Raw genomic sequence first — 26,357 nt, 5'->3', positions numbered from 1 at the left:
CCTGACCCGCCCGGTCAGAGAAAACCGGGTGCTTCGCCCCCTGGCCGCCCGCCAGAATGCGGACATGTCCCAAGCGAAGTTGCGTACCGACCGGATCGACCTCGTCCCCCTCGCCGACGAGCACCTTGAACACGAGATCGAGCTCGACTCCGACCCCGAGGTCATGCGTTACCTCACCGGCCGCGCCCGCACCCGCGAGGAGGTCGAGGAGGCACACCGGCAGCGCCTGGCCGTCGCCGAGCGCGTCCCCGGGCTCGGCTTCTGGGCGGGCTTCGTGAACGGCGACTTCGTCGGCTGGTGGATCCTCGAGCCGCCGCACCGCCCCGACCAGGGCCCCGTCGAAGGTCAGGCCGAGCTGGGCTACCGGCTGCTGCGCCGCCACTGGCGGCAGGGCCTGGCCAGCGAGGGCGCCCGTGAGCTGCTGCGGCACGGCTTCGAAGACCTCGGTCTCAACCGCGTCTTCGCCGAGACGATGGCGGTCAACACCGCCTCCCGCGCCACGATGGCCTCCGTCGGCATGACGTACGTCCGCACGTTCCACATGGACTGGCCGGAGCCGCTGCCGGGCAGCGAGCAGGGCGAGGTCGAGTACGCCATCACCCGCGAAGAGTGGCTCGCCCGCCACCCCGCCCGCGCCTGATCGCGACGATCCCGGTCGGTCGCCGCGCGGCGGACGCGTGCTCGCGGCGCTCACCGCTCGGCCCCCGCAGCCACGCACTCGCTCCCGCTTCGAGCGGTTCGCCCGGGTGCCTGATGCATCGACCGCGAACAGGCCCGTCCCCTCGATCGGCGACGCGCGCGGCGCCGCGGCCGGGGTCAGCCAGCAGCCGGGCTCGTAGGTGCGGCTCGTCACGTGGGCATCCCTCCTCAGCGGAGTCCCATGAGTACCCGCTTGATCGTAGGGTGTTGAGGTGAGTACAGCCCGAGCATCCTGGCGCAACACCACCCACGACTGGGCGATCGACATCGACCACGCCCACCTCGCCCGCATCCGCGAGAACCCCGCCGAATTCGCGCCCGGCGGGGTCCTGCACCTGATCCTCGAAGTCCTCGCCCACCCCGCCGACGAGGCGGCGTCCGCCGGCGGGGGGCACTGCACGGTGACCCTCCACCCCGACGGATCCGTGGCGGTCGCCGACAACGGGCGCGGCACCGACACCCGCTTCGACGAGCACGGCCGTCCCGTGAAGAAGCCGGTGATGGCCACGAAGGACCTGCGCTTCTTCGACGACCCGGCCGCGCAGACCCTCCCCGACGGGCATCCGCGCCGGGGCATGTCCGTCGTCGCCGCGCTCAGCGACTGGCTGGTCCACACCAACCGCCGGGTGAACGGGTCGTGGACGCAGCGGTACGAGCGCGGTGTACCCGTCACCGGCCTGGAGCCCGTGCCCGATGACGGCACGACCGGCACCACCGTTCACTTCCGGCCCATCGCTGATCTCGCCCCTTTGACCGTTGATGTGGGGCGTTTTGCCGATGCGTGGCCGGGGCTGACCATCGCGACCGCCTTTACATCGTAGATCAACTGATCGGCCGGCCGGCCGGGACGGAGCCCCTGGGCGGCCGGTCAGGACTCCCGCTTGACCGGCACGAACTCCGGCTGGTCGAGCACTCGCAGCCAGCTCCCGTCCGGCTGGCGGCGGACGACCTGGGCTCGGGCCCCCGCCCCGTCCTTGGGCGGAGTCGAGGTGAGCGCGATGTCACCGCTGATCAACGTCGGCAGCGGCTCCTCGGGCTCGAAGTGCGGCCGGTTGGCCAGTACCTTCTCCCACAGCCGCCGAATCGCCTCCCGCCCCCTGGTCTGGCTGCCCGGCGGGTAAGCGAGGACGGCGTCCTCCTCATAGAGCGCGGCGACCCCGGCGGCGTCGCCGGCGTTGGAGCGCTCCACGAACAGGCGGGTGATGTCCTCGGGCCGCATGGCCTTCTCGTACATGTATGTCCTTCCGCATGAAACTCTCGGCTTTCCTCCAGGGTGGCACCGGACCGTTCGAGAAGTCCAACAGCTAGTTCTGATGAGAACTAGAATCAACACTTATGGAACTGCGGCAGCTCGAATACTTCGTCGCCGTCGCCGAGGAGCGGAACTTCACCCGCGCGGCCGAGCGGGTGCACATCAGCCAGTCCGGCGTCAGCGCCCAGATCAGGCAGCTCGAACGCGAGCTCGGCGCGGAGCTGTTCGACCGTTCGGGGCGTACGGCCACGCTCACCGTCGCCGGCAAGGCCGCGCTCGACCACGCCCGCGCCGCGCTCGCCGCCGCCAACGCCGTCGAGCAGGCGGTCGGCGAGGTCGCCCACCTCATCAAGGGCCGGCTCGTCGTCGGCATGGTCAACGGGTGCACGATCACCCCGCTGTTCGACGCGCTGGCCGCCTTCCATCGGGCGCATCCCGGCGTGGAGATCTCGCTGCTGGAGGACAACTCCGACGTCCTCGCCGAGTCCGTACGCGCGGGCAGTGTCGATCTCGCGCTCGTCGGCACCGCCTCCCCCACCGTCTCCGACGGGCTGGCCGAGATGACGATCGTCAGCGAACGTCTCGTCGCCGCGGTCCCGCCCGCGCATCCCCTCACCGAGCTGGGACGGGTCACGCTGGCCGACGTGGCGGCGTACCCGATCGTGTGCATGCCGGAGGGGACGGGGCTGCGGCAGGCGTTCGACCAGGCGTGCGCGGCGCGCGGGTGCCGGCCCGCCATCGCGTTCCAGGCCACCGCCGCCGACGCCATCGCCGCCCTGGCCGGGCGCGGGCTCGGCGTCGGCGTGCTCAGCGAGTCGATGGTGGCGGACTACCAGGACCGGCTCACGTCCCGGGTCATCGACGACGCCGAGCAGATCGCCCGGCTCGCGCTGACCTGGAGGGATCCGTACGGGCCCGCCGTGCGCGCCTTCCTCACCCACGCCCGCCGCGCCTTCGCGCTCCCGGAGCAGGCCACGAGCTGACCCGCGACGGCCTTGGCCGGCGGGGAAGGCTTTGCCCCTTGCTGGGGGATTCCGCAGGTCGCCGTCGCTAGCGTGGGAAGGGTCTCACGCCGAGACGGCGCCTTCCGGGAAGCCGCCGCGGCCAGCGCCGATCCGGCACCTTCCGCAGGGCGGCCGGGCCGCTCGGCGGCGCGGGGCCGGCGCGGTTCTGGCTCCGAGCTACGCCGTCGTCACGACGATCTTGCCGAACTGCGTGTTCGACTCCATGTGCCGATGCGCCTGCACGATCTGCTCCAGCGGGAACACCCGATCCACGACCGGCCGGAACGCTCCAGCGCGCAGCCCTGAGGTGATGAACGCGGCGGCGCGGCGCAGCCGTTCGGGATCCTCGGCGATTTCGAGCATCGTGTACGTGCGCATGTTGAGCGCCGGCATGCCGAGGTCGAACCCCGGATACGGGGTCGGCTGCCCGCTGAGCGCGCCCCACAGGAACAGGGTGCCGCCGGGTGCCACGGCCCGCGCCAGGTCCACGACGCCGGGGCCGGCGACCGCGTCGAAGATGTACTCGGCGCCCTTGCCGCCGGTCAGCTCCAGCACGCGCGCGGTCACGTCCTCCTCGTCGGAGACGATCACCTCGGCGGCGCCCTCCTCGGCGAGCTGCCGGGCCTTGGCGCGGGTGCGGGTGACGGCAAGCGGCCGCGCGCCCAGCCGGTCCGCGGTGTGGATGGCGGCCAGTCCGACGCTGCTCGACGCCGCGTTCACCACCGCCACGTCCCCCGCTCTCATGCGGGCGACCTCGGCCATCGCGCCGTACGCGGTCAGGTACGGCATCCACACGGCTGCCCCGGAGACCGCGTCCACCTGCTCGGGGCGTGGCACGAGCGACCTGACGGGCACGATGGCCGCGTCGGCGTAGACGCCGTAATCGTTCTGGGAGAAGTTCGGCACGACGCTGACCCGCTGCCCCGGCTCGAACCCGGTCACGTCCGGCCCGACCGCCTCGATCACGCCGGCGGCCTCGTTGCCGAGCCTTGCGGGGAACCGCTTGACCGGCTCGATGTAGTGGCCGCTGCGGAACAGCGCCTCGGCCCGGTTGATGCCGATCGCCTCCACGCGCAGGCGTACCTCGCCGGGGCCCGGCTCGCCCGGATCCTCGTCCTCCAGCCGCATCACCTCGGGCCCGCCGAGCTCGTGAAAGCGCACCGTCCGCGCCATGCCATCCCCCATGTGTACGATCGCCATCGAACATTCGATGCCGATCTTACCCACATGGGTCCGCCATGCGCGCCACGCCACCCCGCGCCGGGGTCACGCGCCCCGCATCACCGCGGGCCGCGCGTCACGCTCAGCCCTCGGCGGAGGGTCCGCCGGCCACGCGTCCGCCCAGCCGAACCCCCGCGAAGGCGCGGCCGCCTCACTGGGGCGGCAGTACGCAGAACTCGTTGCCGTCGGGGTCGGCGAGGAGCACCCAGGGGACATCGCCCTGGCCGATGTCGATGCGCTCGGCCCCGAGGGAGAGCAGCCGTTCGACCTCCGCCTCCAGCTCACCGCCGGCGGCCAGGTCGACGTGCAGACGATTCTTGCCCCGCTTGGGCGCGACGGGCGGGCCGCCCCAGGTGATCTTGGGGCCGCCGCGCGGGGAGCGGATCGCGGTCTCCTGGTTCTGGTCCCACACCAGCGGCCAGTCGAGGGCGGCGCTCCAGAAGTAGCCGGCCTCCTGGGAGCCGTCGCAGGCGAGCGCGCCGATGAAGCCGCACTCGGCGAGGAACTTGTTGCCGGGCTCGATGACGCAGAACTCGTTGCCCTCGGGGTCGGCGAGCACCACGTGCCCATCGTCGGGGGTCTGGCCGACGTCGATGTGCCGGCCGCCGAGCGCGAGGGCCCGCTCGACCGTGGCCTGCTGCTCGTCGAGCGAGGCGCTGGTCAGGTCGAAGTGCATCCGGTTCTGGCCGGTCTTGACGGCATCGGTCGGCTGGAACCTGATGCGGAAGCCGGTGTCGTCGGCGGGCAGCAGCGCGACGCCGCCGCGCGGGTCATCGACGCTCTCCCAGCGCAGCACGCCGGCCCAGAAGCGGGCCAGTGCGGCGGGGTCGAGTGCGTCCCAGCTGAGTGCGACGAGCTGTGCCGTCATCGCGGCGGCTCCCCTCTGCAGGTACGTGACCTGCCTGGCGCGGAAACGCCGCCACCCTAGCCCGCGCCCCGGCCGCGAGGCCAACGATTATCAACGCATGCAGACGCCGGCGGTCGAACACGCAGCAGCGGCAGCCACGTCGTCGCGCACGTTGCCGGTGCCGGGGATCCCGATCGGGCGCCGGCAGGCGGTGAGGGTGGCGAGCAGCAGGTCCTCGCGCTGGGGCCGGTGGCGGTAGAGGACGGGGCGGCTGGCGCCGGCGCGGGCGGCGACCCCGACGGACTGAAGGCCGCGCCGGCCCGCTGGTTCAGCCCGAGCTGACCGGCGCGGCCTGCGACTGCTCGGCGAAGTCCAGCTCGGGCGGCGGCACCCGGAACAGCCGGGTCAGGTAAGCGAGGTAGGCGGCGCCGGCGGCCAGCCAGATCAGCCCGAGCGTGATGGCGTGGCCGTCGAGCTGCGTGAGCAGGTACAGGTCGATGACCGCGCCGATCGCCGGGGCCGCCACGTACGCGAGCACGCCAGGCCGCCGCCCGGCCCGGCGCTCGCGGACGTAGAGGGCGATGACCGCGACGTTGACGAAGACGAAGGCGGTGAAGGCGCCGAAGTTGATGAACGACGTGGAGGTGGCCACGTCCATCCTGACCGCGATGAGCCCGACCAGGCCGGTGAGCAGGATGGAGAAGACGGGGGTGCGCAGGCGCGGGTGCAGGTAGCCGAAGACGCGGCGGGGCAGCACGGCGTCGCGGCCCATGGCGTACAGCAGGCGGGTGGTGCTGGCCTGCGCGGCGAGCCCGGACGTGAACTGGGCCACCACCAGCCCGGCCAGGAAGAACGCGCCGAACAGGCTGCCGCCGATGGTCCGCGCGATCTCCGAGGCCGCCGCGGAGGAGTCGGCGAACGCGCCGCCGGGGTGGACGAGCTGGGTGACGTAGGCGACGACGACGAAGATGCCGCCGCCGATGAGGGCGACCAGCAGGATGGCGCGCGGGATGGTACGGCGCGGCTCCACGGTCTCCTCGGTGAGCGTGGTGACGGCGTCGAAGCCGAGGAAGGAGTAGGCGGCGATGGCCGCGCCCGCGGCGACCGTCGTCACGCTCGCACCCTCACCGGTGAACGGCGTCAGGCTGAACAGCGACGCGGGCCCGCGCCCACTGACCAGGTGGCCCGCGGCCAGCAGCACGAAGAAGACCAGCACGAGGATCTGGAAGATCATGAGCAGCGAGTTGGCCCGGTCGGCGACCTTGATGCCGGCGAGGTTGAGCCCGGTGGTGAGCACGATGAACGCGACGATCCACACCGGCGTCGGCACCGCGGGGAACTGCTCGGCCAGGTAGGAGCCGCCGATCAGCCAGATGACCATGGGCAGGAAGAAGTAGTCCAGCAGCACGGCCCAGCCGACGAGGAATCCGGCGCGGGCGTCGATCGTGCGGCGGACGTAGGTGTAGGCCGAGCCGGCGACGGGGTAGGCGGCGGCCATGCGGCCGTAGCTGAGCGCGGTGAACAGCATCGCGACCAGCGCCAGCGCGTACGCCGACGGCGCCGCGCCCGAGGTGGTCTCGGCGACGACGCCGAAGATGCCGAGCACGATGAGCGGCGTCAGGTACGCCAGCCCGAACAGGACGACGGAGCGCAGGCCGAGCGTGCGCCGGAGCGTGGGGTGAGAGGTGGATGACATGGTCACTCCGGGGGTGTGCCGGCCGGCCTCCACCGGCCGGGGTCGATGCGCCCCTGGTAGAGGGGCAGCTCCAGGGGCGGGTCGGCGTCGGTGAACTGCGACCAGACGCGGTTGAGCCCGGCGGTGCCGTGGCGGCGGACGCGGGTGACGTCGTCCAGGTCGAGCACGTCGGTCAGGACGGTGACCGCCTCCCCCGCCTCGACCCGGACGCGGCCCTCGGGGTCGGCGATCAGGCTGCGGCCGGTGCCCGTGGGCGCGGCGGCGTTGACGGAGACGACGAAGACCTGGTTGACGATGGCGTTGGCGCGGGCCAGCACCAGCTCCTGCGCCCGGTCGGCGGTGGTGGTCAGCACCGGGTTGACGATCACCTCGGCGCCCATCCAGGCCAGATGCCTGGCCACCTCGGGGAACCAGGCGTCGTAGCAGATGGCCAGGCCGATACGGCCGGTGCCGGGCAGGTCGCAGACGACGAAACGATCACCCGGCCGGTACGGCTCGTACGGCCGCCAAGGGAACACCTTGCGGTAGAAGGCCGCGAGCGTGCCGTCGGGGGCGAGCACCAGCGCGGTGTTGTGCAGCGCGCCGCCCTCGCCCCGCTCGCAGATCGTGCCGGGCAGCAGCCAGACGCCGAGGTCGCCGGCGAGCGCGGCCAGCTCCCTGACCAGGGGGCCGTCCAGCGGCTGCGCTGTGGCGGCCAGCTCGGCGTCGCGCTCGGCCGGGCGTACCCGGCTGCCGAACAGATGCAGCTCCGGGAAGATCACCATCCGCGTGCCGGGCAGGCTCGCCAGCACGTCCTCCACGTGCTCGGCGAACCGGGACACCGGCGTGCCGGCGGGCAGCGGCTCGCTCTGCGCGAGCGCGACCGGAAGTGGCCTGGGCATCGTCACCTGCCTTCTGACCAGCACGTACGCTGGCGATGCCCAAAAATAGCTCATATTGAGCTTTTTAAGCAACGTTACGGTGGTGGCCATGGACGCCCTGGACGCGCTCAACTCGGAGGCCCTGGAGGGGCTGCGGCGGCTCAGCGCGCTCGACACCGTGCGCGCCCGCATCGCCCTGGCCGTCGATCTGGGCCTGCTCAAGCCCGGCGAGCGCCTGCCCCCCACCGCCGACGTCGCCCGCGCGCTCGACGTCGGGGAGATCACCGTGCGGCGCGCGCTCACCGCGCTGTGCGAGGAAGGCGTCCTGGTACGCCGCAGGGGCCGCTCGGGCGGCACGATGGTGGCCGACGAGCCGGCGATCGGGAAGGTGGCCGAGACCGAGGCGTACCGGACGGCCGCCGCCGAGGTGCACCGGCTCATCGACCAGCGGCTGCTGCTGGAGTGCGGGCTGGCCCACCTGGCGGCCACCGCCGTCACCGCCGAGCGGCTGGCCGAGCTGAAGGCCCTGGTCGCCGAGATGGACCGGGCCTCGGGCTGGGCCGACTTCCACACCAGCGACGAACGCTTCCACCTCGCGCTCGCGGCGGCCTCGGGAGTGGAGTCGGCGGTCTCCCACTACGCGCCGGTACTGCGCCGCCTGTACCGCTACTACCTGCCCTACCCCCTCGATTACCTGCGCGAGTCGAACCGTGAGCACGCGGCGCTGGTGGCGGCGCTGGAGCAGGGCGATGCGGTGGAGGCGGTCCGCGTGGCGCGGGCCCACGTGGAGGTGCTGCACCGCACGATGTTCGTCGGCCTGATCCGCTGACCGCCGTCTCAGCGGCGTTCAGCGGCGGGGTGCGCGGGCCCGGCCGCGTGGCCCGCCGGCCGCCGTCTCAGCGGCGGCCTTCGCGGACCTCGACGCGCAGGATGCGGTCGTCGCCGGGGCGCGGGTCCGTGCCGCCCCAGGTGGCGCGGTCGGTGTTGGAGGTGACCAGCCACAGCGAGCCGTCGGGGGCGACCTCGACGGCACGGATGCGGCCGTAGTCGCCGTGGAAGTGGGCGACGGGGTCACCGGTGGCGGCGCCGCCCGCGACGGGGAGCTGCCAGAGCCGCTGCCCGCCCAGCGCCCCGATCCACAGCGAGCCCGCGGCGTGGGCGAGGCCGGAGGGGCTGGCGTCGTCGGGGTGCAGGGTGGCGATCGGCGGCACGCCGGTGGAGCCGTTGGTGCCCTCGGTCTCCGGCCAGCCGTAGTCGGCGCCCGCGCGCAGCACGTTCACCTCGTCCCAGGTGCGGTGGCCCAGCTCGGAGGCGTACGCGGTGCCGTCGGGCCCGAACGCGATGCCCTGCACGTTGCGGTGTCCGCTGGAGTAGATGGGCGAGTCGCCGGGGTTGTCCTCCGGCACGGACCCGTCGAGCGCGATGCGCAGGATCTTGCCGTTGAGCGAGTCGGGGGTGGCGGCGTTCTCCGGCTCGAACGCGTCGCCGGTCCCGATCCACAGGTGGCCGTCGGGGCCGATCACCAGGCGGCCGCCGTGGTGCCTGTCGGCGGTCTGGATGCCGTCGAGCAGCACCCGTTCCACGCTGACCCCGTCGTAGCCGGGTGCGATGGTGAGCGCGACGATGCGGTTGGCGTCCCGGCCGGAGACGGAGGCGTAGACGGTGCGGTCGGTGGCGAAGCGGGGCGAGGCGACGATGCCGAGCAGCCCGCCCTCCGAACCGGCGTGCACGTCCGGCACGACGCCGACCTCGCGCGCCGCGCCGCCCCCGGCCGGGATGCGCAGGATGCGGCCGCTGATGCGCTCCGAGACCAGCGCGGACCCGTCGGGCAGGAACGTCAGGCCCCACGGCGCCTGCAGGCCGGTGGTCAGCTCGACCGGCTCGCCGAGCGTGGCGACCGGGCCCGGCGACACGGTCACCTCCAGCCGGGACGCACTGGGCGTGGACGCCCGGGACGGGCCGGTCGCGGGTGCCCGGGCGTCCGCCTGGGACGGGCCGGGTGACGCTGGGGCGGGCGCCGCCGAGCAGGCGCCCGCCGTCAAGACCGCCAGCAGGGCCGCCGTCGCGGCGCGGGCTCTCATCGCTTGAGCTCCAGCGTCTCGGCGAACCCGAGCCGGCGCACGAACGCCTGCCTGGTCAGGTCGCTGAAGGCCATGACGTGCTCCACCCCTGCCTGGGCCGCGTCCACCACCGAGCGGAACGGCCGCTTGCCGACCGGCAGGGCGAGGATGCGGCGGATCTCATCGGCCACGTCCTGCGGGTCGGCGGTCGTGCCCGGCTCGAAGAGCTGCTCGTGGGCCTCGTGGGTGCGCTCGACCAGCGGGTCCAGCTCGGCGTACTGGGCGGTCACCCGGTCGTCGCTCGCCCGGGAGGCGTTGGCGAAGTGGTCGGTGCCCTGGGTGATCGGGCCGGGCATCACGATCGAGGTCTCGATGCCGAACTGCGACACCTCGTACGAGGTCACCACGGCCAGCGCGTCGAAGGCCGCCTTGGAGGCGACGTACGGGCCGAGGAACGGCGGGGTGCTGACCAGGCTGGTGCTGCCGACGTACACGAGGGTGCCGGCGCGGCGCTCGCGCAGGTGGGGCAGCGCCGCGCGGTTGACCCGGTGCGCCCCGATCGCGTTGACGTCGAACAGCCTCGCCACGTCGTCGCCGGTGAACGCCTCGGTGTAGCCGATGAACAGGTGGCCGGCGTTGTGCACGACGACGTCCAGCTCGCCCGCCTCCTCCAGGACGGTGCGGACGGCGGCGTCGGCGGACTCCTGCGAGGTGACGTCGAGCGCGACCACCCGCAGGTCGTGGCCCCGGTCCTTGGCCTGCGCGACCAGCTCGGCGGCTCTGGCGGCGTCGCGGCCCCCGGGGTCGCGCATGGTGGCGTAGACGGTGTGGCCGGCCGCGGCGAGCGTCTCGGCGGTGCGGCGGCCGATGCCGGTGGACGATCCGGTGATGAGAACGACGGACATGTGCTCGTGGCTCCTTTCGGGGCGCGCCGGGCTCAGGCGGCGCCGCCGTTGACGTAGATGACCTGGCCGTTCACCCAGCGGCCTGGCCCGGCGATGAAGGCGATGGCCTCGGCGATGTCGGCGGGCTCGCCGAGGCGGCCCATGGGGTTGAGCGAGGCGATGTGGTCGATGGTCTCCTGGCTCTTGCCGGCGAAGAACAGCGGCGTGGCGGTGGGGCCGGGCGCGACCGCGTTGACGGTGATGTCGCGTCCGCGCAGCTCGCGGGCGAGGATGAGCGTCATCGCCTCGACGGCGCCCTTGGACGCGGCGTACGCGCCGTACGTCGGGGCCTGCAGCCGGGTGAGCGAGGAGGACAGGTTGATGATCGCGCCGCCGGCGCGCAGGCGGCGGGCGGCGAGCCGGTCCACCACGAACGTGCCGCGCACGTTGACGCGCTGGATGCGGTCGAAGGTGTCGAGGTCGGTGTCGACGATGGGCGCGGTCGGCATGATACCGGCGCCGTGGACGACGACGTCGAGCCCGCCGAACTCGCGCTCGGCGAGGTCGAACACCGCGGTCATCGCGTGCTCGTCGGCCACGTCACCGCCCGCGATGACGGCCTGGCCGCCCGCGTCCCTGACGGCCTGCGCGACCTCCTCGGCGCGCTCCTTGCCGCCGGCGTAGTGGACGACGATCGCGTAGCCCTCGCGGGCCAGGCGCTCGGCGGTGGCCCTGCCGATGCCGCCGGAAGCGCCGGTGATCAGGGCGACACGCGGGGTGTCATCGGGCATGGTCGGTGCCCTCCAGTAAGATATGGACTATTCGTTCATTTCCAACCATACACAGAATATGAACATTCCGTCCATATGAGAGAGGTGCCGATGTCCGAGACCGCAGCCGTACGACGAGGCCGGGGCCGCCGGCCCGCCGCCGAGGTGCGCGCCGGCGCGCTGGAGGCCGCCGGGCGCATCCTGCTGCGCGACGGCATGCCGGCGGTCACGTTCGAGCGGGTCGCGACCGAGGCCGGCTGCAGCAAGACCACCCTCTACAAGTGGTGGCCGTCGCCTGGGGCGCTGGCCGCCGAGGCGTACTTCACCCACAGCAGGCAGCTGCTGGAGTTCCCCGACACCGGCGACATCCGCGCCGACCTGATCACGCAGCTCGAGGCGTTCGTCCGGTGGCTGAAGGAGTCCGGCGCGCAGGCACCCGTCTCGCAGCTCGTCGGCGCCGCCCAGCTCGACCCCGACCTCGCCGCCGCCTGGTCGCAGAGCTACGCCATCCCGCGCCGTGACCTCGCCGTCGAACGGCTGCGCATCGCCCAGCGCCAGGGGCAGCTCCGCGAGGACGCCGACCTGCACGTCATCGTCGACCAGTTGTGGGGCGCCTGCTACCACCGGCTGCTGGTGCTCAAGGTCGACTTCGACGCCTCGATCGCCGAGCGCCTGGTGGATCAGGCCCTCTACGGGGCGGCGCCGCGCGAGGCGTAGCAGCGCATGGCGCCGCCCCATGAAGCCGCCGCGCCGCGCGACGCGCCCCCGTAAAGCCGCCGCGCCGCGCGAGGCGCCCCGCCCCGGGCGGCAGGCGGCCTACGACGCATGGGCCCGAGCCGGCCCCGGACGCGCGGAGGGCCGCCCGCGCCGATGGCGGGCGGCCCTCGCAGACCGGCCTCTGGAAACCGCTGTCAGCGGCTGTAAGGGGCGATGGTGATCTTGTCGATGACCGGCGCGTACTGCGAGCGCAGCAGGATTCCCGGCCAGGTGTCGGAGGCGTAGCTGTCGCCGTCGAAGTTCGGCAGCTCCTCGCTGGCGAACGCGATCGTGTTGGTCCCCTTCTTCAGCCGCACCGGGACGGTCAGCTCCCAGAAGTTGTTCTCGTGGAAGGTGTGCGGGAACGACACGCGCTGAGCTTCGCCGCCGTTGACGGTGATGTCGGCGTGCCGGGCCAGCGGGTCGGGGTTGTAGTGGGTGGCGGGCGACTGCTCGGGGTTGGAGTAGCGCACCCGCATCGCGTACGTGCCGGCGGCGTCGGCGCGCACGGTGAAGGTGAGCGTGTTGGCGTTGCCCGGACGCCCGCCGACGCCGGTGACGGCGGCCCCGCCGTCGGCCTGGCTGAGCGAGGCGACCTCGGCGGTACCGGCCCGCTGCGCCGACTCGGCCTGGTAGGCGGTCCCGGGCAGCGCCTTCGCGTCCGGCCGCACGTCGAGCCGGTCGATGACCGCCTTGCCCGAGCGCCCGGTGACGGTGACCTTGTTGACGCCGCCCGACAGCGACACCGTGGCGGCGGCGTGGCCGCGCGTGGCGTCGCCGAGCACCTCGATGCCGTTGACGGCCACCTTCGCGGTGCCGGAGAGCAGCTTGAGGTCGAGGACGGAGGCGGCGTCGCGCGCCGAGTACACCCAGAACGTCGCCGTCTCGCCGCGCGCCAGCACCGCGCCGCCCGAGCCGGACACCTTGCCGCCCTTCACGTCGTACGCGGTGCGCCCGCCGCTCAGCTCGGCCAGCTCGGCCTCGTAGATCGCGGTGCCCGCCGCCGGGTTGGGCAGCCGCAGCACGATCCGGTCCACGATGGCGTCTCCCGTGGTGGCCCGCTCGCCGTCGAGGCTGCGCGCGGCCAGCGAGATGACGTGCCGCCCGGCGGTGAGCCGCACCGTGGTGTCGGCGTGGTCCCAGACCACCCACTTGTAGCCGAGCGGCAGGAACAGCTCCTGCTCCGCTCCCCCGTCCACGCGGACGAAGACGTTCGTGGGGCCCTGCTCGCGTACCGCGTCGTAGGTGTTGAGCGAGTTGGCGAAGACGCTCAGGTCGTAGTCCCCGGTCTCGGGCACCTCGACGGTGAAGTCGAGAACGACGTCGGAGCCGGTGCGCAGCCCGCCGACGTCGTAGCCGCCGGAGGTGTAGAACTTCGACACGTCCGACGGGGAGCCCTCGGGGCCGTTGCGGCTGTAGCCGGTGCCGCTGTGGGCGGCGTCCTCGGCCTCGTACGAGCCCTCCCACAGGTGCGGCGCGGGCGCGGTCACGGTGCCGGTTCCGGCCGGGGAGAGCACGATCTCGTACGCCGACGACTCGGTCAGCTTCGGCAGGTCACCGGCGCCGAAGTCGAGCACCACGGCGCCGCCGGAGACGGGCAGGTCGCGCTCGGCGACGACGCGCGGCTGCGGCGAGTCGCCGATCTGCCCGGTCCACGGGATCTCCCTGATCCAGGCGTGGACCTTGCCGCCGAACACCTCGCCCGGCACGTTCTCGAAACGGATGTGCCCGGCGCTGCTCGCGCCGCCGATGATCGCACGGGCCTGCCGCCTGGCCTCGTCCAGCGTGGCCACGCCCTGCAGCGTGTAGTTCTGGCCGGGGTAGGGCGGGGTGACGGCCACGGTGTGCCCGCTCATCTGCCCGTAGGCGTGCAGCAGCCACCACTGGCCGTTGCCGCGGTTGGCCTGCACGGCCGAGTCGCTGAGGTTGCCGTCGATGTTCCAGTACGCGATGTCGGCGTCCACCTTCGACTCCTCGAAGGCGGAGATCCACTGGATCATCTGGCCGGGCACCGAGGTGTGGTAGTTGAACGCGTATTCGTTGATGTTGATCGGCAGCTTCCTGCCTTCGTGCTCAGTGCCGTCGAAGACCTCGGCCTCCATCGCGCGGTAGCGCTTGACGCTCTCGCGCACCTGCTCGGGGTGGCTGAGCTCGTGCCAGGTCATGACGTCGGGCACGGTGCCCGCCTCGACGGTGTGCTCCAGGAAGCCCTTGACCTGGGAGTAGAGCACGCTGGTGTTGGGGCCCGCGATGCGGGCCGAGGGCAGCTTGCCCTTGATGAGCCGGTAGAAGTCGTCCCACGCCCTGAAGTAGTCGGTGGGGTCGCTGAGCCAGCTCACGCCGTTGTAGCTCCACTCGCCGGTGCCGAACATGTTGCCCTCGGGCTCGTTGAACGGCACGAACACGATGTGCTCGCGGTACTTCGGCTCCAGCTTCAGCACCTGATCCACCTGCTTTGCGATCTTCTCCCGGTACGTGGCGAGCTTCTCCTCGGGGGTGTCGCCCGGCCACTGGTAGGGGAAGCCGCGGTGGATGTCGGTCATGTAGATGTACACGTCGCCGCCGGTGCTGTCGGCGAGCGGCTTGACCACCTCCAGCGCGTCGGCGCCGGGGTGCTGCGGGCCGTCCTGCGCCTTGGTGGAGACCGTGCGCAGCTTCATGCCCTCGATGAGGTTGTTGGTCGGCACCCCCGGGCCGTAGAGGCCGTAGAGCGTGCCGGACGCGCCGCCGTGGAAGGGGCCGGTGTCCTTGGCCAGGTCGATGACCATCTGGCCCTCCCGGACCACGGTGACCTTGGCGGTGACGGGCCGCCCGGCCGCCGTGCCGTTGACGGTGAACGTGCCGGTGGAGGCGTAGTCGCCGGGGTCCACGGGATCCCAGGTGATGGGGACGTCGCGGTCGTAGCCGTCGGAGAAGGCGGCGCGGACCGCGGGCGGCAGGGCCGGCGCGGTGCCGACGACCGTGCGCACCTCGAAGGTGTCCCTGCTCAGCTCGCCCGGCTCGGGTGCGGGGCCCGCCAGCTCGGCGACCTGCTCGGCGGTGAGCGCCGCGCCGTAGATGCGGAAGTCGTCCACGGCGCCGTCGAACAGCGGGTCCGGGTAGAACGAGCGGCCGATGAACCCGGCGAAGGTGGTGGCGTCGTCCACGAGCTGACCGGCCGTGATCGTGGTCGGCGCGGAGGCGACGGCGGCGCCGTCGAGGTAGGTGGTGACGCGCTTCGCGACCGTGTCGAGGGTGACGGTCAGCGTCTTCCAGGCGTTCGCGGGCAGCGGCGCGTAGCCGGTGACCTGCGCCTCCCCGCCGCCGCCCGAGGTGGTGACCGCCGTGCGCAGCCGGCCGTCACCGTTGTACGGGGTGCTGAACAGGTAGCGGACGTTGTCCTTGCCGAGCGCGTAGATCCACTGCCAGGGGGCGGTGGTGCCGTCCCACTTGACGCGGGCGGACACGGTGAGATCGGTCCTGCCCTTGATCGCTTCCAGGGGCAGCTTGACGTAGGCGCCGTCCGAGGTGGGCGCGCCGCCGGGCAGGCTGAGCGCGTGCCCGCCGGACGCGCCGTCCACCAGCTCGGCGGTGCCGGCGTTGACCAGCTCGCCGTCCAGGCCGTTGCCGGAGGAGTCGGTGACGGTGCCGCTGGTGACGTCGTCGGCGTCGAACTCGTAGACGAGCACGGGCTCCGGGACGGCGGCGTTCGAGGGGGTGGCGGTTAACGGCAGGGCGAGCGCGGCCGGGAGCAGCCCGGCGCACAACGCCCTGGTCAGGCGCGGGAATGGCATGCGTACGTCCCTGGGGATGTGAGCGCTAACAGAGCCGAGGGAGCTTCAGCGCAACGCGACCGCAGGGTTACGGGTACGTTACGCAGCCCCGGCCGCGTCCGTCAACGCCCCAGCTCGGAAGCCCACCGGCGCACCGACCCATATTTCCGGCATGTCACGATTCGGTATCGCCGCCCTGGCTCCTCCTTGACGGCCGCCGTGCGGCGGAGCAACAGTCGAGCCACATCGTTCGAACCGGTTCGCCTCCTTCGGTGACCGCCGGAGGCCGCGACCGCGGTCTCCCCTGCCCCGATTCCCTGAAGAAGGCGAGCCCGGAGCGACGATGCGAGGGAGCACCGCAACGCGACCGTCGAACCGGTTCGACGAATCTGGAGGTGAGAGTGGCGACGATCGGAGACGTGGCCCGGGAGGCCGGGGTGAGCCGCAGCACGGCGTCGTACGCGCTGTCGGGCAAGCGGCCCATCTCGGAGGAGGTGCGCCGGCGCGTGCTGGCCGCCGCCGAGGCGCTGGCATACACGCCGAACGCGGGTGCCCGCGCCCTCGCCACCGCCCAGACCAAGGTCCTCGGTCTGCTCGCCCAGTTCCACGAGGACGAGTTCGCGCCCGCGATGATGCAGTACATCCTGGGCGTCACCAACACCGCACGCGACCTGGGCTACGACACGCTGCTGGTCACCGAGGCCGACGGCGTGCGCGCACTGCGGCGCATCACCGACTCGCGCATGGTCGACGGCGTCGTGCTGATGAACATCGCACAGGACGACGCCCGGCTGCCCATCCTGCGCGCCGCGCCGCAGCCCGGCGCGCTGGTCGGTCTGCCCGGCGACTGCTCGGGGCTCGACGTGTTCGACCTGGACTTCGAGGAGGCCGGCCGGGTGATGGTGGAGCACCTGCACCGGCTCGGCCACCGCGAGCTGATCCTCGTCTCGCAGCCGGAGCACGTGGTGGAGCGGGGCGGCGCGTACGTGTGGCGCCTGCGCGACGCCGCGCTGGAGCGCGCCCGCGCGCTCGGCGTCACCCTGCACGCCGTCTACGGCGAGTCGCGGCAGCCCGCCGTGGGCCGCCTGCTGCACGACCTGCTCGACAGATATCCGGCCGCGACCGGCCTGCTGATCAACAACGAGGCGGCCGCGGCGGCGCTGCCCTCGGTCACCTACGAGCGCGGGCTGCGGGTGCCCGGCGACCTGTCGGTCATCGGGCGCTATTCCGCCGAGTTCGCCGCGACGTTCTCGCTGCCCTACTCCTCCATCGAGAGCGCGCCCGACCGGCTCGGCGCCATGGCGGTGCGCCAGCTCGTGCGCCGCGTGGAGTCGGCGCAGGCCAGGCGGGAGCCGTTCGTGGTGCGCTTCATCTCGCCCGAGCTGGTCGACCGGGGCAGCACCGCTCCCCCGCGCCCCCACTCCCCCTGACCACCCGCTCACCCCCCATCAGTCCGGCACGCTCCCAATGTGAGCGTTAACATTGGAGGAATCGATGAACCGTCCGTCAGTGTCCGCCAGGGCGGCGGTCTTCGGAACCGCGGTCCTGGCGCTGTCCGCCCTCACCGCCTGCGCGTCCGCCCCGCAGGGCGGCTCCGGCTCGGCCACGGGGTCGGGCTCGGGCGGCGCGTACACGTGGTGGGACCCGTACCCGCAGCACGACAAGTCCTCCGCCTGGGCCGGACGGGTGAACGCCTGCGGCGAGAAGGCCGGCGTGACCATCGAGCGCACCGCCTACGACACGACCGCGCTGACCAACCAGGCCCTGCTCGCGGGCCAGGAGGGCAACGCGCCGGACGTCATCCTGCTCGACAACCCGGCCGTCTCGACGCTCGCGGACGCCGGGATGCTCACCACCATGGCCGACTTCGGCCTCGACACCTCGCGTTTCGACAAGAACCTGATCGCGGCCGGCGAGCTGGACGGCAAGACGTACGGCATCCCGATCGGCGCCAACACGCTCGCCCTCTACTACAACAAGAAGATCCTCGACGAGGCCGGCGTGGACCCTGACTCGATCAAGGACTGGGCCACGCTGGACGCCGCGCTGAAGAAGGTGAAGGCGGCCGGCAAGAAGCCGATCACGTTCGCCGCCATCGGCACCGAGGAGGGCTCGTTCCAGTTCCTGCCGTGGTTCTGGGGCGCGGGCGCGCAGCTCACCGCGCTGGACTCGCCGCAGGCCGTCGAGGCGCTGGACCTGTGGACGTCGTGGGTCAAGAGCGGCATCGCCCCCAACTCGGTCATCAGCAACTCCCAGAACACCACCTGGGAGGAGTTCCTGACCGGCGAGTTCGCCTTCGCCGAGAACGGCACCTGGCAGATCGACAGCGCCAGGAAGGCCGAGTTCCCGACCGGCGTCGTGCAGATCCCCGCCAAGAACGGCGGCGTCGCCCCCACCCCCACCGGCGGCGAGTTCATCACCGTCCCGGTGCAGAAGGACACCTCGCGCTACGAGGTCACCAAGAAGATCCTCGAGTGCATGACCACGCCCGAGGGGCTGGTGGAGACCGGTAAGACGTTCGCGTACTACATCCCCTCCACCGCCGAAGGGCAGCAGCAGATCCTCGACGCCGAGCCGAGCCTGAAGCCGTGGGTGGACGCGGTCCGCACCGCCAAGGGCCGCACCAGCGACAACCTCGGCACCGACTACCCGAAGATCTCCGAGGCGCTGTGGACCGGCGTGCAGAAGGCGCTGAGCGGCGCGGCCAGCCCCGCGGACGCGCTCAAGCAGGCGCAGGCCCAGGCGAAGCAGGCGACCGGCGGCTGAGCGGCTCATGATCTCGCAGTCGCACACCCGGACGGGCGCCGTGCGCGGGGCGGCGCACGCCGCCTCCCGCGGGCGGCGGACGGGGCGCTGGACGGCCGCCGCCTTCCTCGCCCCGCTCATCGTCTACCTGCTCGTCTTCTACGCCTATCCGCTCTACCGCAACATCGACCTCAGCCTGCACGACTACACGCCGCGGGCGTTCATCCAGGGCGACGCGGAGTTCACCGGCCTGGACAACTACCGCGCGATCCTGTCCGACGACACCTTCCTGCGGGCGCTGCGCAACACCGCCGTCTTCACGCTGGCCTCCATCGCCGCGCAGTACGCGATCGGCCTGGCTTTGGCGGTCTTCTTCCACCGCAACTTCCGCCTGTCGGGAGTGCTGCGGGCGCTGTTCCTGGTGCCGTGGCTGCTGCCGCTGATCGTCTCGGCCTCCACCTGGTCGTGGCTGCTCAACAGCGACAACGGCATCGTGAACGCGGCGCTGCAGGCGTTCGGCATCGGCCAGATCAACTGGCTGACCTCGCCGGGCACCTCGCTGCTCGCGGTCACCATCGCCAACATCTGGCTCGGCGTGCCGTTCAACCTGGTGATCCTCTACGCGGGGCTGCAGAACATCCCCTCCGACCTGTACGAGGCCGCCGGGCTCGACGGGGCCGGGCCGTGGCAGCGCTTCACCCGCATCACGTTCCCGCTGCTGCGGCCGGTGTCGCTGATCACGCTGCTGCTCGGGCTGATCTACACGCTGAAGGTCGTCGACATCATCTGGATCATGACGCGGGGCGGCCCCGCCGACGCCTCGACGACGCTGGCCATCTGGTCGTACCGGGAGGCGTTCGGCACCGGCCAGCCCGACTTCTCGCCCGCGGCGGCCGTCGGCAACCTGCTCATCCTCATCGCGTTCGTCGCCGGGCTCGCGCACGTGCGCCTGCAGAGGGAGGAGACCGCATGAAGACCCGCCATGTGAAGACCGCCAGGAGCGGCTGGAAGACGGCGCTGGGCGTCGTGCTGGCGGGCGTGATGCTCTTCCCCGTCTACTGGATGGTCAACGTCTCGCTCACCAAGACCCGCGACCTGCGCGCCGACCCGCCGCACTGGTTCCCGTGGAACCCCACCTTCGAGGGGTACGCCGACGCGCTCGGCCAGCAGCTTCCCGCGCTGGCGACGAGCCTGTTCATCGGCCTCGGCACGGTCGTCGTGACCCTGGTGGTGTCGCTGCCGGCCGGGTTCGCCCTCGCCAGGCTGCGGCCGCGCGGCACCCGCCTGCTCGACTTCCTGCTGCTGGCCGCGCAGATGATCCCCGCCGTGGTGATGGCCATGGGCTTCTACGCCGTCTACCTGCGGCTGGGGCTGCTCAACACCGTCTGGGGCCTGATCGTGGCCGACTCGACGCTGGCCGTGCCGTTCGGAGTGCTGCTGTTCCGCGCGTTCATGGCGGGCATTCCCGCCGAGGTGCTGGCGGCGGCGCAGATCGACGGGGCCAGCACGTGGCGGGCGTTCCGCTCGATCGTGCTGCCGCTCAGCCGCAACTCCGTGATCACCGTGTCGCTGTTCGCGTTCCTGTGGGCGTGGTCGGACTTCATCTTCGCCTCCACGCTCAACCGCAGCAGCGACGTCATCCCGATCACGCTCGGCATCTTCCGCTACATCGGCAACAACACCACGCAATGGAACTCGATCATGGCGACCGCCGTGATCGCGTCGCTGCCCGCGGCGGTCCTGCTCGTCCTCGCGCAGCGGTACATCGCCGCCGGGGTCACCGCGGGCGCCGTCAAGGACTGACAGAAAGGTACACGCCGTATGACCAGCCCCGTGCTGCCCTCCCACGGCCGGGTGCGCCCCCTCGGGCTCGCGCAGGTCTCGCTCACCGGCGGGTTCTGGGGCGAACGCCAGGCCGTGAACGCCACGGCGACCCTCGCCCACTGCGAGTCGTGGATGGAGCGCCTCGGCTGGCTCGCCAACTTCGACCGGGTCGCCGACGGCACCACCGGGCCCGACCGGCCCGGCTGGTCGTTCTCCGACTCGGAGGTCTACAAGCTGCTGGAGGCGCTGTCCTGGGAGAGCGCCCGCTCGGGCGCCCCGGAGGCGGAAGCGGCCATCAAGCGGCTGACCGCCCGCATCGCCCGCGCCCAGGACCCGGACGGCTACCTCAACACCTGCTTCGGCCATCCGGGACGGCCGCCCCGCTACAGCGACCTGGAGATGGGGCACGAGCTGTACAACACCGGCCACCTGCTGCAGGCCGCCGTGGCCCGGCTGCGCACCGCGGGCGAGGACGACCTGGTGCGCATCGCCCGGCGGGCCGCCGACCACGTGTGCCGCGCGTTCGGGCCCGGCGGGATCGACGGCGTGTGCGGGCATCCGGAGATCGAGGTCGGCCTCGCCGAGTTCGGCCGCGCGCTCGGCGAGCCGCGCTACGTCGACCAGGCCAGGCTCTTCATCGAGCGGCGCGGCCACGGCAGGCTGAAGGACATCCCGCTCGGCCGCGCGTACTTCCAGGACGACATCCCCGTACGCGAGGCCGAGGTGTGGCGCGGCCACGCGGTGCGGGCGCTCTACCTGGCCGCCGCGGCGGTGGACGTCGCGGTCGAGACCGGCGACGGCGAGCTGCTGGATGCCGTGCGGCGGCAGTGGGAGCGCTCGGTCGCGCGGCGCACGTACATCACCGGCGGCATGGGCTCGCGCCACCAGGACGAGGGCTTCGGCGAGGACTGGGAGCTGCCGCCCGACCGCGCCTACTGCGAGACCTGCGCCGGCGTCGCCTCGATCATGGTGTCCTGGCGGCTCTACCTGGCCACCGGCGAGGTCCGCTACGCCGACCTCATCGAGCGCACGCTCTACAACGTCGTCGCGGTCTCGCCCAGCGCCGACGGGCGGGCGTTCTTCTACGCCAACCCGCTGCACCAGCGCGCCGCCGGGCGGCCCGCCGACCCCGACGAGGTGAGCCCGCGCGCCGAGGCGGGCGAGCGGGCGGCGTGGTTCGACGTGTCCTGCTGCCCGACGAACGTCGCCCGCACCCTGGCCGGCCTGCACGGCTACCTCGCCACCAGCGACGACGACGGCCTGCAACTGCTGCAGTACGCCTCCTGCCGCATCCGCGCCGAGCTGCCCGGCGGGCCGCCGGTGGCGGTGGACGTCGAGACCGCCTACCCCGGCGGCGGCACTGTCCGCGTCCGCGTCGTGGACGGCTCGGACCGGCCGTGGACGCTCTCCCTGCGCGTGCCCGCCTGGGCCTCCGGGGCCACGCTCACCGAGGGCGGGCGCACCCGGCCGGTCGAGCCGGGCTTTGTGCGGGTGCGGCGGGCGTTCGCCGCCGGTGCGGAGATCGTGCTGGAGCTGCCGGTGACGCCCCGCTTCACCTGGCCGGATCCGCGCATCGACGCCGTACGCGGCTGCGTCGCGGTCGAGCGCGGCCCCGAGGTGTTGTGCGTCGAGTCGCACGACCTGCCGGACCCCGGCCTGCTCGACACCCTCGTCATCGATCCCGGCTCCGCGCCGCGCGCCGTCGAGGGCGGCGCGCTCGTCCGCGGCCGGGCCCGCGCCTTCCCCGACGCCCCCTGGTCGTACCGGGACCGGCCCGTGGACGGCGACGGCGGCGACTGGTTCGACGTGCCGCTGCGGCCCTACCACGGGTGGGCGCGGCGCGGCCCGGCCGCCATGCGGATCTTCCTGCCCCTCGCCACCGACCTGCGCCCCTCGCACCCCCCGATACAGGAAGGAGCCTGACCCCCATGGCCCGAACGCTCACCGCGCTCGCCTTAGCTTTGGTCACCACGGCCGCCACCGTGGTGACCGAAGCAACCCCCGCCGCGGCGGCCGGCGCGACGCTCACCGTCGACGTCTCCCGGCCGTTCCGGCCCGTCACCCACGCCGCCACCGGCGGGCTCTACGGCCTGGCGGAGAACAACCGCCCCGCCGACTCGACCCTGCTGCCGCTCAGGGTCAACTCGCTCACCCAGCCCGCGCCCGGCGTCGGCCAGCGCCCCAACGGCCAGCCGCCCGGCGGCGACTCCCTGCTCATCGCCCCGCAGGCCGACCGCGTCGGAGCCGGGCAGTACATCCGGATGCCCGACATCTACCCCGACTTCCCCTACCGGTGGGTGAGCTGGAACGACTGGCTCGCCAAAGTCGACACCATGGTCAGGGCCCGGCTGGCGGCCACCACCGTCACCAACGTCCTGGCCTGGGAGCTGTGGAACGAGCCCGACTACACCTGGAACACCTCCGCCGCGGGGCCGTTCAACGAGGGCTGGGTGCGCACCTACCGGGCGGTGCGCGCGCTCGACCCGCTCACCCCGATCGTCGGCCCCAGCACCGCCACCTACAGCCGCTCCTGGATGCAGTCGTTCCTCACCCACGCCCGCGACACCGGAACGCTGCCCGACATCATCTGCTGGCACGAGCTGCAGAACCCCGACAGGATCGCCGCCGACATCGCCGACTACCGCAACCTGGAGGCGTCCCTGGGCATCAGCCCGCGCCGCCTGTCGATCAACGAGTACGCCGCGCCCTCCGAGGTGGACGTGCCCGGCAGGATCGCCAGCTACGTCGCCAAGCTGGAGCGCGGCGGCGTCGAGTCGGCGCACCGGGCCTTCTGGTACGAGTACGGCACCATGAACGGCCTGGTCACCGGCAACTCCCAGCCGACCGGCACGTGGTGGCTGTACAAGTGGTACGGCGACATGGCCGGGAACATGGTCACGACCACCACCACCTCGTCCGGCCTCGACGGCTTCGCCGCCTACGACCCCACGCGCAAAGTCGTCAACGTCGTCTTCGGCAACGAGTCCGGCACCAACACCGTCAACCTCACCGGCATCGGCGCGCTCGGCTCAAGCGTGCGCGTCACGCTGCTGTCCACGCCGTCCAGCGGCCGCTTCACCGCCGTCTCCGCGCCCACCGTGGTCTCCACCACCACCCGGCAGGTCAGTGACGGGCGGCTCAGCGTGTCCGTGCCCGACATGGTCGCGACCAGCGCCTACCAGCTCCTCGTCGAGCCGGTCTCGGGCGTTCCCGCCTACCAGCAGCGCTACGAGGCCGAGAACGCCTCCGTCTTCCGCGCCCAGCGGCTCACCTCCTCCAGCGCCTCGGGCGGCGGGTACGTGGGGCGGATCGACAACTCCGGCACCCCGCGTACCGACAGCTACGTGGACTTCGTGGTGAACGTGCCGAGCGCACGGACGTACACGCTGACCATCGGCTACGCCAACGCCACCGGGGCGACCGCCACGCAGGGGCTCGCCTACAACGGCGGGCCGTGGACCACGGTCAGCTACCCGCCGACGCCGTCGTGGGGCCAGTTCGGCGCCACGGTCAGCACCACGGTGTCCTTGCGCGCCGGGTACAACGTGATCCGCCTGGCCAAGGGGTCGCCGTACTTCTCCGGCGGCACCGGGTACGCCGAGCTGGACTACATCGAACTCACCTGACCGACCGGCGATGACCCGCCGCGTGCGCCGGGGAAGACCCGGCGCACGCGGCACCCCCCGGGACCGCGCCACCATCCGCCGCGCACGGTGCCCCAGCACCGCGCCCCGTCCGGCGCGTCCGGCCCGCAGGACCGTGCCCCGCCCCGATCCCACGCGTGCCGCACGCAGAACCGCGTCCCGCCCCGGGGGGCCACACGCGAGACGGCGCCACAGGGGACGGGGCGACGCGGGACAGGGCGACGCGGGACAGGGCGACGCGGGACAGGGCGACGCGGGACGGGGCGGCACCGGACGGCGCGGCTCCGGACGGCGGATCCATTTGCGCAGGTAAAGTGGCATATTTACAGCTTTGACGGGATATGGATGCCTCATGGGCACACCCGCGAGCCGCCCCAGCAGGGAGCCGGCGGTCGTCACGATCGACATCGAAGGCGCCGTGACGGGCTGGAGCAGCACCGCCGAGGACCTGCTCGGCATCCCGCTCCAGACGGCGCTCGGCCGCGAGCTGGCGCAACTCCTCTTCCCCGCATCCCCGCAAGCGGACAGGCGCGAAGGCCTGCTGGAGATCCGCAACCCTGAGGGCGGGCGCGTCTTCGTCCGCCTCGACGGCGCGCCGCCGGACGAGCCCCGCGCCCCGGCCGCCGAGCTGCCCGCCATGCGCCCCTTCCTGGAGCCGCTGCTCAACCGCACCCCCATGGCGATCGCAATCTGGGACACCGACCTGCGCTGCGTCTGGCGCAACAGGGCCGCGCAGGCGTTGCAGCACGTGTTCCCCTACTACCAGGTCGGCCGCCGCCTCTCGGACCCCGAGCCGGGCCTGGACGCCCGGGCCGCCCGCGAGGCGATGCTGCAGGTGCTCGCCGACGGCGTACCGCAGATCGACCGCGAGGCGCACTGGACGTCGCCGGGCCGGCACGACGAGCACAAGCTGTCCACCTCGTTCTTCCGGCTCGACGACGAGCACGGCCGCCCGGTCGGCCTGTGCTCGATGGTGCTGGACATCGGACACAGCCACCCCCGCGACCGGCTGACCCTGCTGCACGAGGCCAGCATCAGCGTCGGCAGCACGCTCGACGTCCGCCGCACCGCGCAGGAGCTGGCCGACCTGGCGGTGCCGGCGCTGGCCGACTACGTCACCGTGGACCTGGCCGAGGCGGTGCTGCCCGGTGTCGAGCCCCTGCAGCGGCTGGAGGCGACCGAGATGCGCGTGCCCGCCTTCTACCGGGCGGGCGTGGCCTCCATCCACGACGGGCTGCCGGAGTCGCTGTGGGAGCGGGGCGAGGCGGTGTTCGTGCCGCCGTCGTCGCCGTTCACCGCCGTGCTGGCATCGGGCCGCTCCCACTTCGAGCCGTTCCTGAACACCGCGCCGGGCACCTGGCTCGACCAGGACCCCGACCGGGCCAGGATCATCCACGCCGTCGGCATGCACTCGCTGATCATCGTGCCGCTCAAAGCGCGCGGCGACATCCTCGGTGTCGCGGTGTTCGTCCGGACCGACAACCGGGTGCCGTTCACCACGAGCGACCTCGGGCTCGCCGAAGGGCTCGGCGCCAGAGCCGCGCTGAGCCTGGACAACGCCCGCCAGTACACCCGCGAGCGCACCGCCGCCCTGGCGTTGCAGCGCAACATGCTGCCGCCGCGCCTGATCGGCATCGACTCGGTCGATCTGGCCTCCCGCTACCTGCCGTCCGACGTGCACGACGTGGGCGGCGACTGGTACGACGCGATCCCGCTGCCGGACGGCCGGCTCGCGCTGGTGGTCGGCGACGTGACCGGCCACGGCATCCACGCGGCGGCCACCATGGGGCGGCTGCGGATGGCGGTGCGCACGCTCGCATACGTGGACCAGCCGCCCTGCGCGCTGCTCGGCCGCCTCGACGACCTGCTGATCCGGCTCGCCGACGAGAACTCCGACCCGCCGGGGACACGCCTCGGCATGGCCGGCGCCACCTGCCTGTACGTCGTCTACAACCCGGCCACCGGACGCTGCCGGCTGGCCTCGGCCGGGCATCCGCCGCCCGCCGTCGTGCACCCCGACGGCCGCGTCTCCTTCCCGCGCCCGCCCACCGGCACGCCGATCGGCCTCGGGTTCGGCGGGTTCGACTCGATCGAGGTGGACCTGCCGCCGAACAGCAGGATCGTCCTCTACACCGACGGCCTGATCGAGACCAGGGAGGCCGACATCGAGGCGGGCATCGACCGGCTCGGCACAGCCCTAGAGGCGGCCGCCGCGCTGCCGCTCGAACGATTCTGCGACGCGGTGGTGCGGACGATGGCGGGCGAGAGCGCCGAGGACGACGTCGCCCTGCTCGCCGCCCGCATCCGCGCATGACGCCCGTGCGCGCCTGACGCCCGCCCCGC

General features: G+C 72.6%; 21 protein-coding genes. 12 read left to right on the top strand and 9 right to left on the bottom strand.

Annotated elements, in window-relative coordinates; genetic code table 11:
• Positions 1-64 precede the first annotated feature (64 nt).
• Positions 65-640 (top strand): GNAT family N-acetyltransferase, encoded by a 576-nt coding sequence (locus AB0K67_RS00410; protein WP_364050446.1) that lies wholly within the window; start codon positions 65-67, stop codon positions 638-640.
• 271 nt (positions 641-911) lie between these two features.
• The gene (locus AB0K67_RS00405; protein ID WP_364050443.1) at positions 912-1,520 is read left to right on the top strand and encodes a hypothetical protein; all 609 of its coding nucleotides are present in this window, start codon (positions 912-914) and stop codon (positions 1,518-1,520) included.
• A 47-nt stretch (positions 1,521-1,567) separates the two neighbouring features.
• Here AB0K67_RS00405 and AB0K67_RS00400 read toward each other — a convergent pair whose 3' ends face one another.
• Entirely contained in the window at positions 1,568-1,933 is a 366-nt protein-coding gene (locus AB0K67_RS00400; RefSeq protein ID WP_364050441.1) for a nuclear transport factor 2 family protein, read from the bottom strand.
• A 101-nt stretch (positions 1,934-2,034) separates the two neighbouring features.
• Between AB0K67_RS00400 and AB0K67_RS00395 the strand changes: the two genes are divergently transcribed.
• Positions 2,035-2,934, top strand: coding sequence for a LysR family transcriptional regulator (locus AB0K67_RS00395; RefSeq protein ID WP_364050438.1), 900 nt, complete (start codon positions 2,035-2,037; stop codon positions 2,932-2,934).
• Between the two features lie 198 nt (positions 2,935-3,132).
• Here the strand turns inward: AB0K67_RS00395 and AB0K67_RS00390 are convergent, their stop codons facing one another.
• The 4 genes from AB0K67_RS00390 to AB0K67_RS00375 form a co-directional block, all read right to left on the bottom strand.
• Positions 3,133-4,155 carry a zinc-dependent alcohol dehydrogenase family protein gene (locus tag AB0K67_RS00390; RefSeq protein ID WP_364050435.1) on the bottom strand — a complete coding sequence of 341 codons (1,023 nt, stop codon included), beginning with the start codon at positions 4,153-4,155 and terminating at the stop codon, positions 3,133-3,135.
• A 172-nt stretch (positions 4,156-4,327) separates the two neighbouring features.
• Positions 4,328-5,044 (bottom strand): VOC family protein, encoded by a 717-nt coding sequence (locus AB0K67_RS00385; RefSeq protein WP_364050432.1) that lies wholly within the window; start codon positions 5,042-5,044, stop codon positions 4,328-4,330.
• Between the two features lie 307 nt (positions 5,045-5,351).
• Positions 5,352-6,719, bottom strand: a complete 1,368-nt coding sequence (locus AB0K67_RS00380; protein ID WP_364050429.1) for an APC family permease — start codon at positions 6,717-6,719, stop codon at positions 5,352-5,354.
• 2 nt (positions 6,720-6,721) lie between these two features.
• Positions 6,722-7,600, bottom strand: a complete 879-nt coding sequence (locus AB0K67_RS00375; protein ID WP_364050426.1) for a carbon-nitrogen hydrolase family protein — start codon at positions 7,598-7,600, stop codon at positions 6,722-6,724.
• Positions 7,601-7,688: 88 nt separating this feature from the next.
• On the opposite strand from AB0K67_RS00375, the gene AB0K67_RS00370 reads away from it, so the two are divergent.
• Positions 7,689-8,408, top strand: coding sequence for a GntR family transcriptional regulator (locus tag AB0K67_RS00370; protein ID WP_364050423.1), 720 nt, complete (start codon positions 7,689-7,691; stop codon positions 8,406-8,408).
• A gap of 67 nt (positions 8,409-8,475) precedes the next feature.
• Here AB0K67_RS00370 and AB0K67_RS00365 read toward each other — a convergent pair whose 3' ends face one another.
• The 3 genes from AB0K67_RS00365 to AB0K67_RS00355 are packed head-to-tail and all read right to left on the bottom strand — an operon-like array spanning position 8,476 to position 11,314.
• On the bottom strand, positions 8,476-9,660 hold the full coding sequence (locus tag AB0K67_RS00365; protein WP_364050420.1) for a PQQ-dependent sugar dehydrogenase: 1,185 nt from the start codon (positions 9,658-9,660) through the stop codon (positions 8,476-8,478).
• The gene (locus AB0K67_RS00360; RefSeq protein ID WP_364050417.1) at positions 9,657-10,544 is read right to left on the bottom strand and encodes an SDR family oxidoreductase; all 888 of its coding nucleotides are present in this window, start codon (positions 10,542-10,544) and stop codon (positions 9,657-9,659) included. The genes AB0K67_RS00365 and AB0K67_RS00360 overlap by 4 nt, the downstream gene beginning before the upstream one ends.
• 32 nt (positions 10,545-10,576) lie before the next feature.
• Positions 10,577-11,314, bottom strand: coding sequence for an SDR family oxidoreductase (locus AB0K67_RS00355; protein WP_364050414.1), 738 nt, complete (start codon positions 11,312-11,314; stop codon positions 10,577-10,579).
• A 90-nt stretch (positions 11,315-11,404) separates the two neighbouring features.
• Here AB0K67_RS00355 and AB0K67_RS00350 point away from each other — a divergent pair, with 90 nt between their 5' ends.
• The gene (locus AB0K67_RS00350; protein WP_364050411.1) at positions 11,405-12,010 is read left to right on the top strand and encodes a TetR/AcrR family transcriptional regulator C-terminal ligand-binding domain-containing protein; all 606 of its coding nucleotides are present in this window, start codon (positions 11,405-11,407) and stop codon (positions 12,008-12,010) included.
• Positions 12,011-12,204: 194 nt separating this feature from the next.
• On the opposite strand, the gene AB0K67_RS00345 is transcribed toward AB0K67_RS00350, so the two are convergent.
• A complete protein-coding gene (locus tag AB0K67_RS00345; protein ID WP_364050408.1) occupies positions 12,205-15,822 on the bottom strand; it encodes a LamG-like jellyroll fold domain-containing protein in 3,618 nt (1,205 codons plus the stop codon).
• Between the two features lie 380 nt (positions 15,823-16,202).
• On the opposite strand from AB0K67_RS00345, the gene AB0K67_RS00340 reads away from it, so the two are divergent.
• The 7 genes from AB0K67_RS00340 to AB0K67_RS00310 all read left to right on the top strand — a co-directional run bounded on the left by AB0K67_RS00340 (position 16,203) and on the right by AB0K67_RS00310 (position 26,328).
• Positions 16,203-17,231 carry a LacI family DNA-binding transcriptional regulator gene (locus AB0K67_RS00340; protein WP_364050405.1) on the top strand — a complete coding sequence of 343 codons (1,029 nt, stop codon included), beginning with the start codon at positions 16,203-16,205 and terminating at the stop codon, positions 17,229-17,231.
• 64 nt (positions 17,232-17,295) lie between these two features.
• Positions 17,296-18,567, top strand: coding sequence for an extracellular solute-binding protein (locus AB0K67_RS00335; RefSeq protein ID WP_364050402.1), 1,272 nt, complete (start codon positions 17,296-17,298; stop codon positions 18,565-18,567).
• A 7-nt stretch (positions 18,568-18,574) separates the two neighbouring features.
• On the top strand, positions 18,575-19,519 hold the full coding sequence (locus AB0K67_RS00330) for a sugar ABC transporter permease (RefSeq protein ID WP_364050399.1): 945 nt from the start codon (positions 18,575-18,577) through the stop codon (positions 19,517-19,519).
• Positions 19,516-20,349 carry a carbohydrate ABC transporter permease gene (locus AB0K67_RS00325; protein WP_364050396.1) on the top strand — a complete coding sequence of 278 codons (834 nt, stop codon included), beginning with the start codon at positions 19,516-19,518 and terminating at the stop codon, positions 20,347-20,349. The genes AB0K67_RS00330 and AB0K67_RS00325 overlap by 4 nt, the downstream gene beginning before the upstream one ends.
• Positions 20,350-20,367: 18 nt before the next feature.
• Positions 20,368-22,293: a beta-L-arabinofuranosidase domain-containing protein gene (locus AB0K67_RS00320; RefSeq protein WP_364050393.1), complete on the top strand. Its 1,926-nt coding sequence runs from the start codon at positions 20,368-20,370 to the stop codon at positions 22,291-22,293.
• A 5-nt stretch (positions 22,294-22,298) separates the two neighbouring features.
• Entirely contained in the window at positions 22,299-23,996 is a 1,698-nt protein-coding gene (locus AB0K67_RS00315; RefSeq protein WP_364050390.1) for a CBM35 domain-containing protein, read from the top strand.
• Between the two features lie 370 nt (positions 23,997-24,366).
• Complete coding sequence (locus AB0K67_RS00310; RefSeq protein ID WP_364050387.1) at positions 24,367-26,328, top strand: SpoIIE family protein phosphatase; 1,962 nt, start codon at positions 24,367-24,369, stop codon at positions 26,326-26,328.
• The last annotated feature ends 29 nt before the right edge of the window (positions 26,329-26,357 follow it).

Source organism: Nonomuraea sp. NPDC052634, from assembly GCF_040678535.1.
Lineage (GTDB): Bacteria > Actinomycetota > Actinomycetes > Streptosporangiales > Streptosporangiaceae > Nonomuraea > Nonomuraea fastidiosa.
The sequence above is the reverse complement of the archived record's forward strand: the minus strand, read 5'-3'. Positions and strand labels throughout refer to the sequence as shown.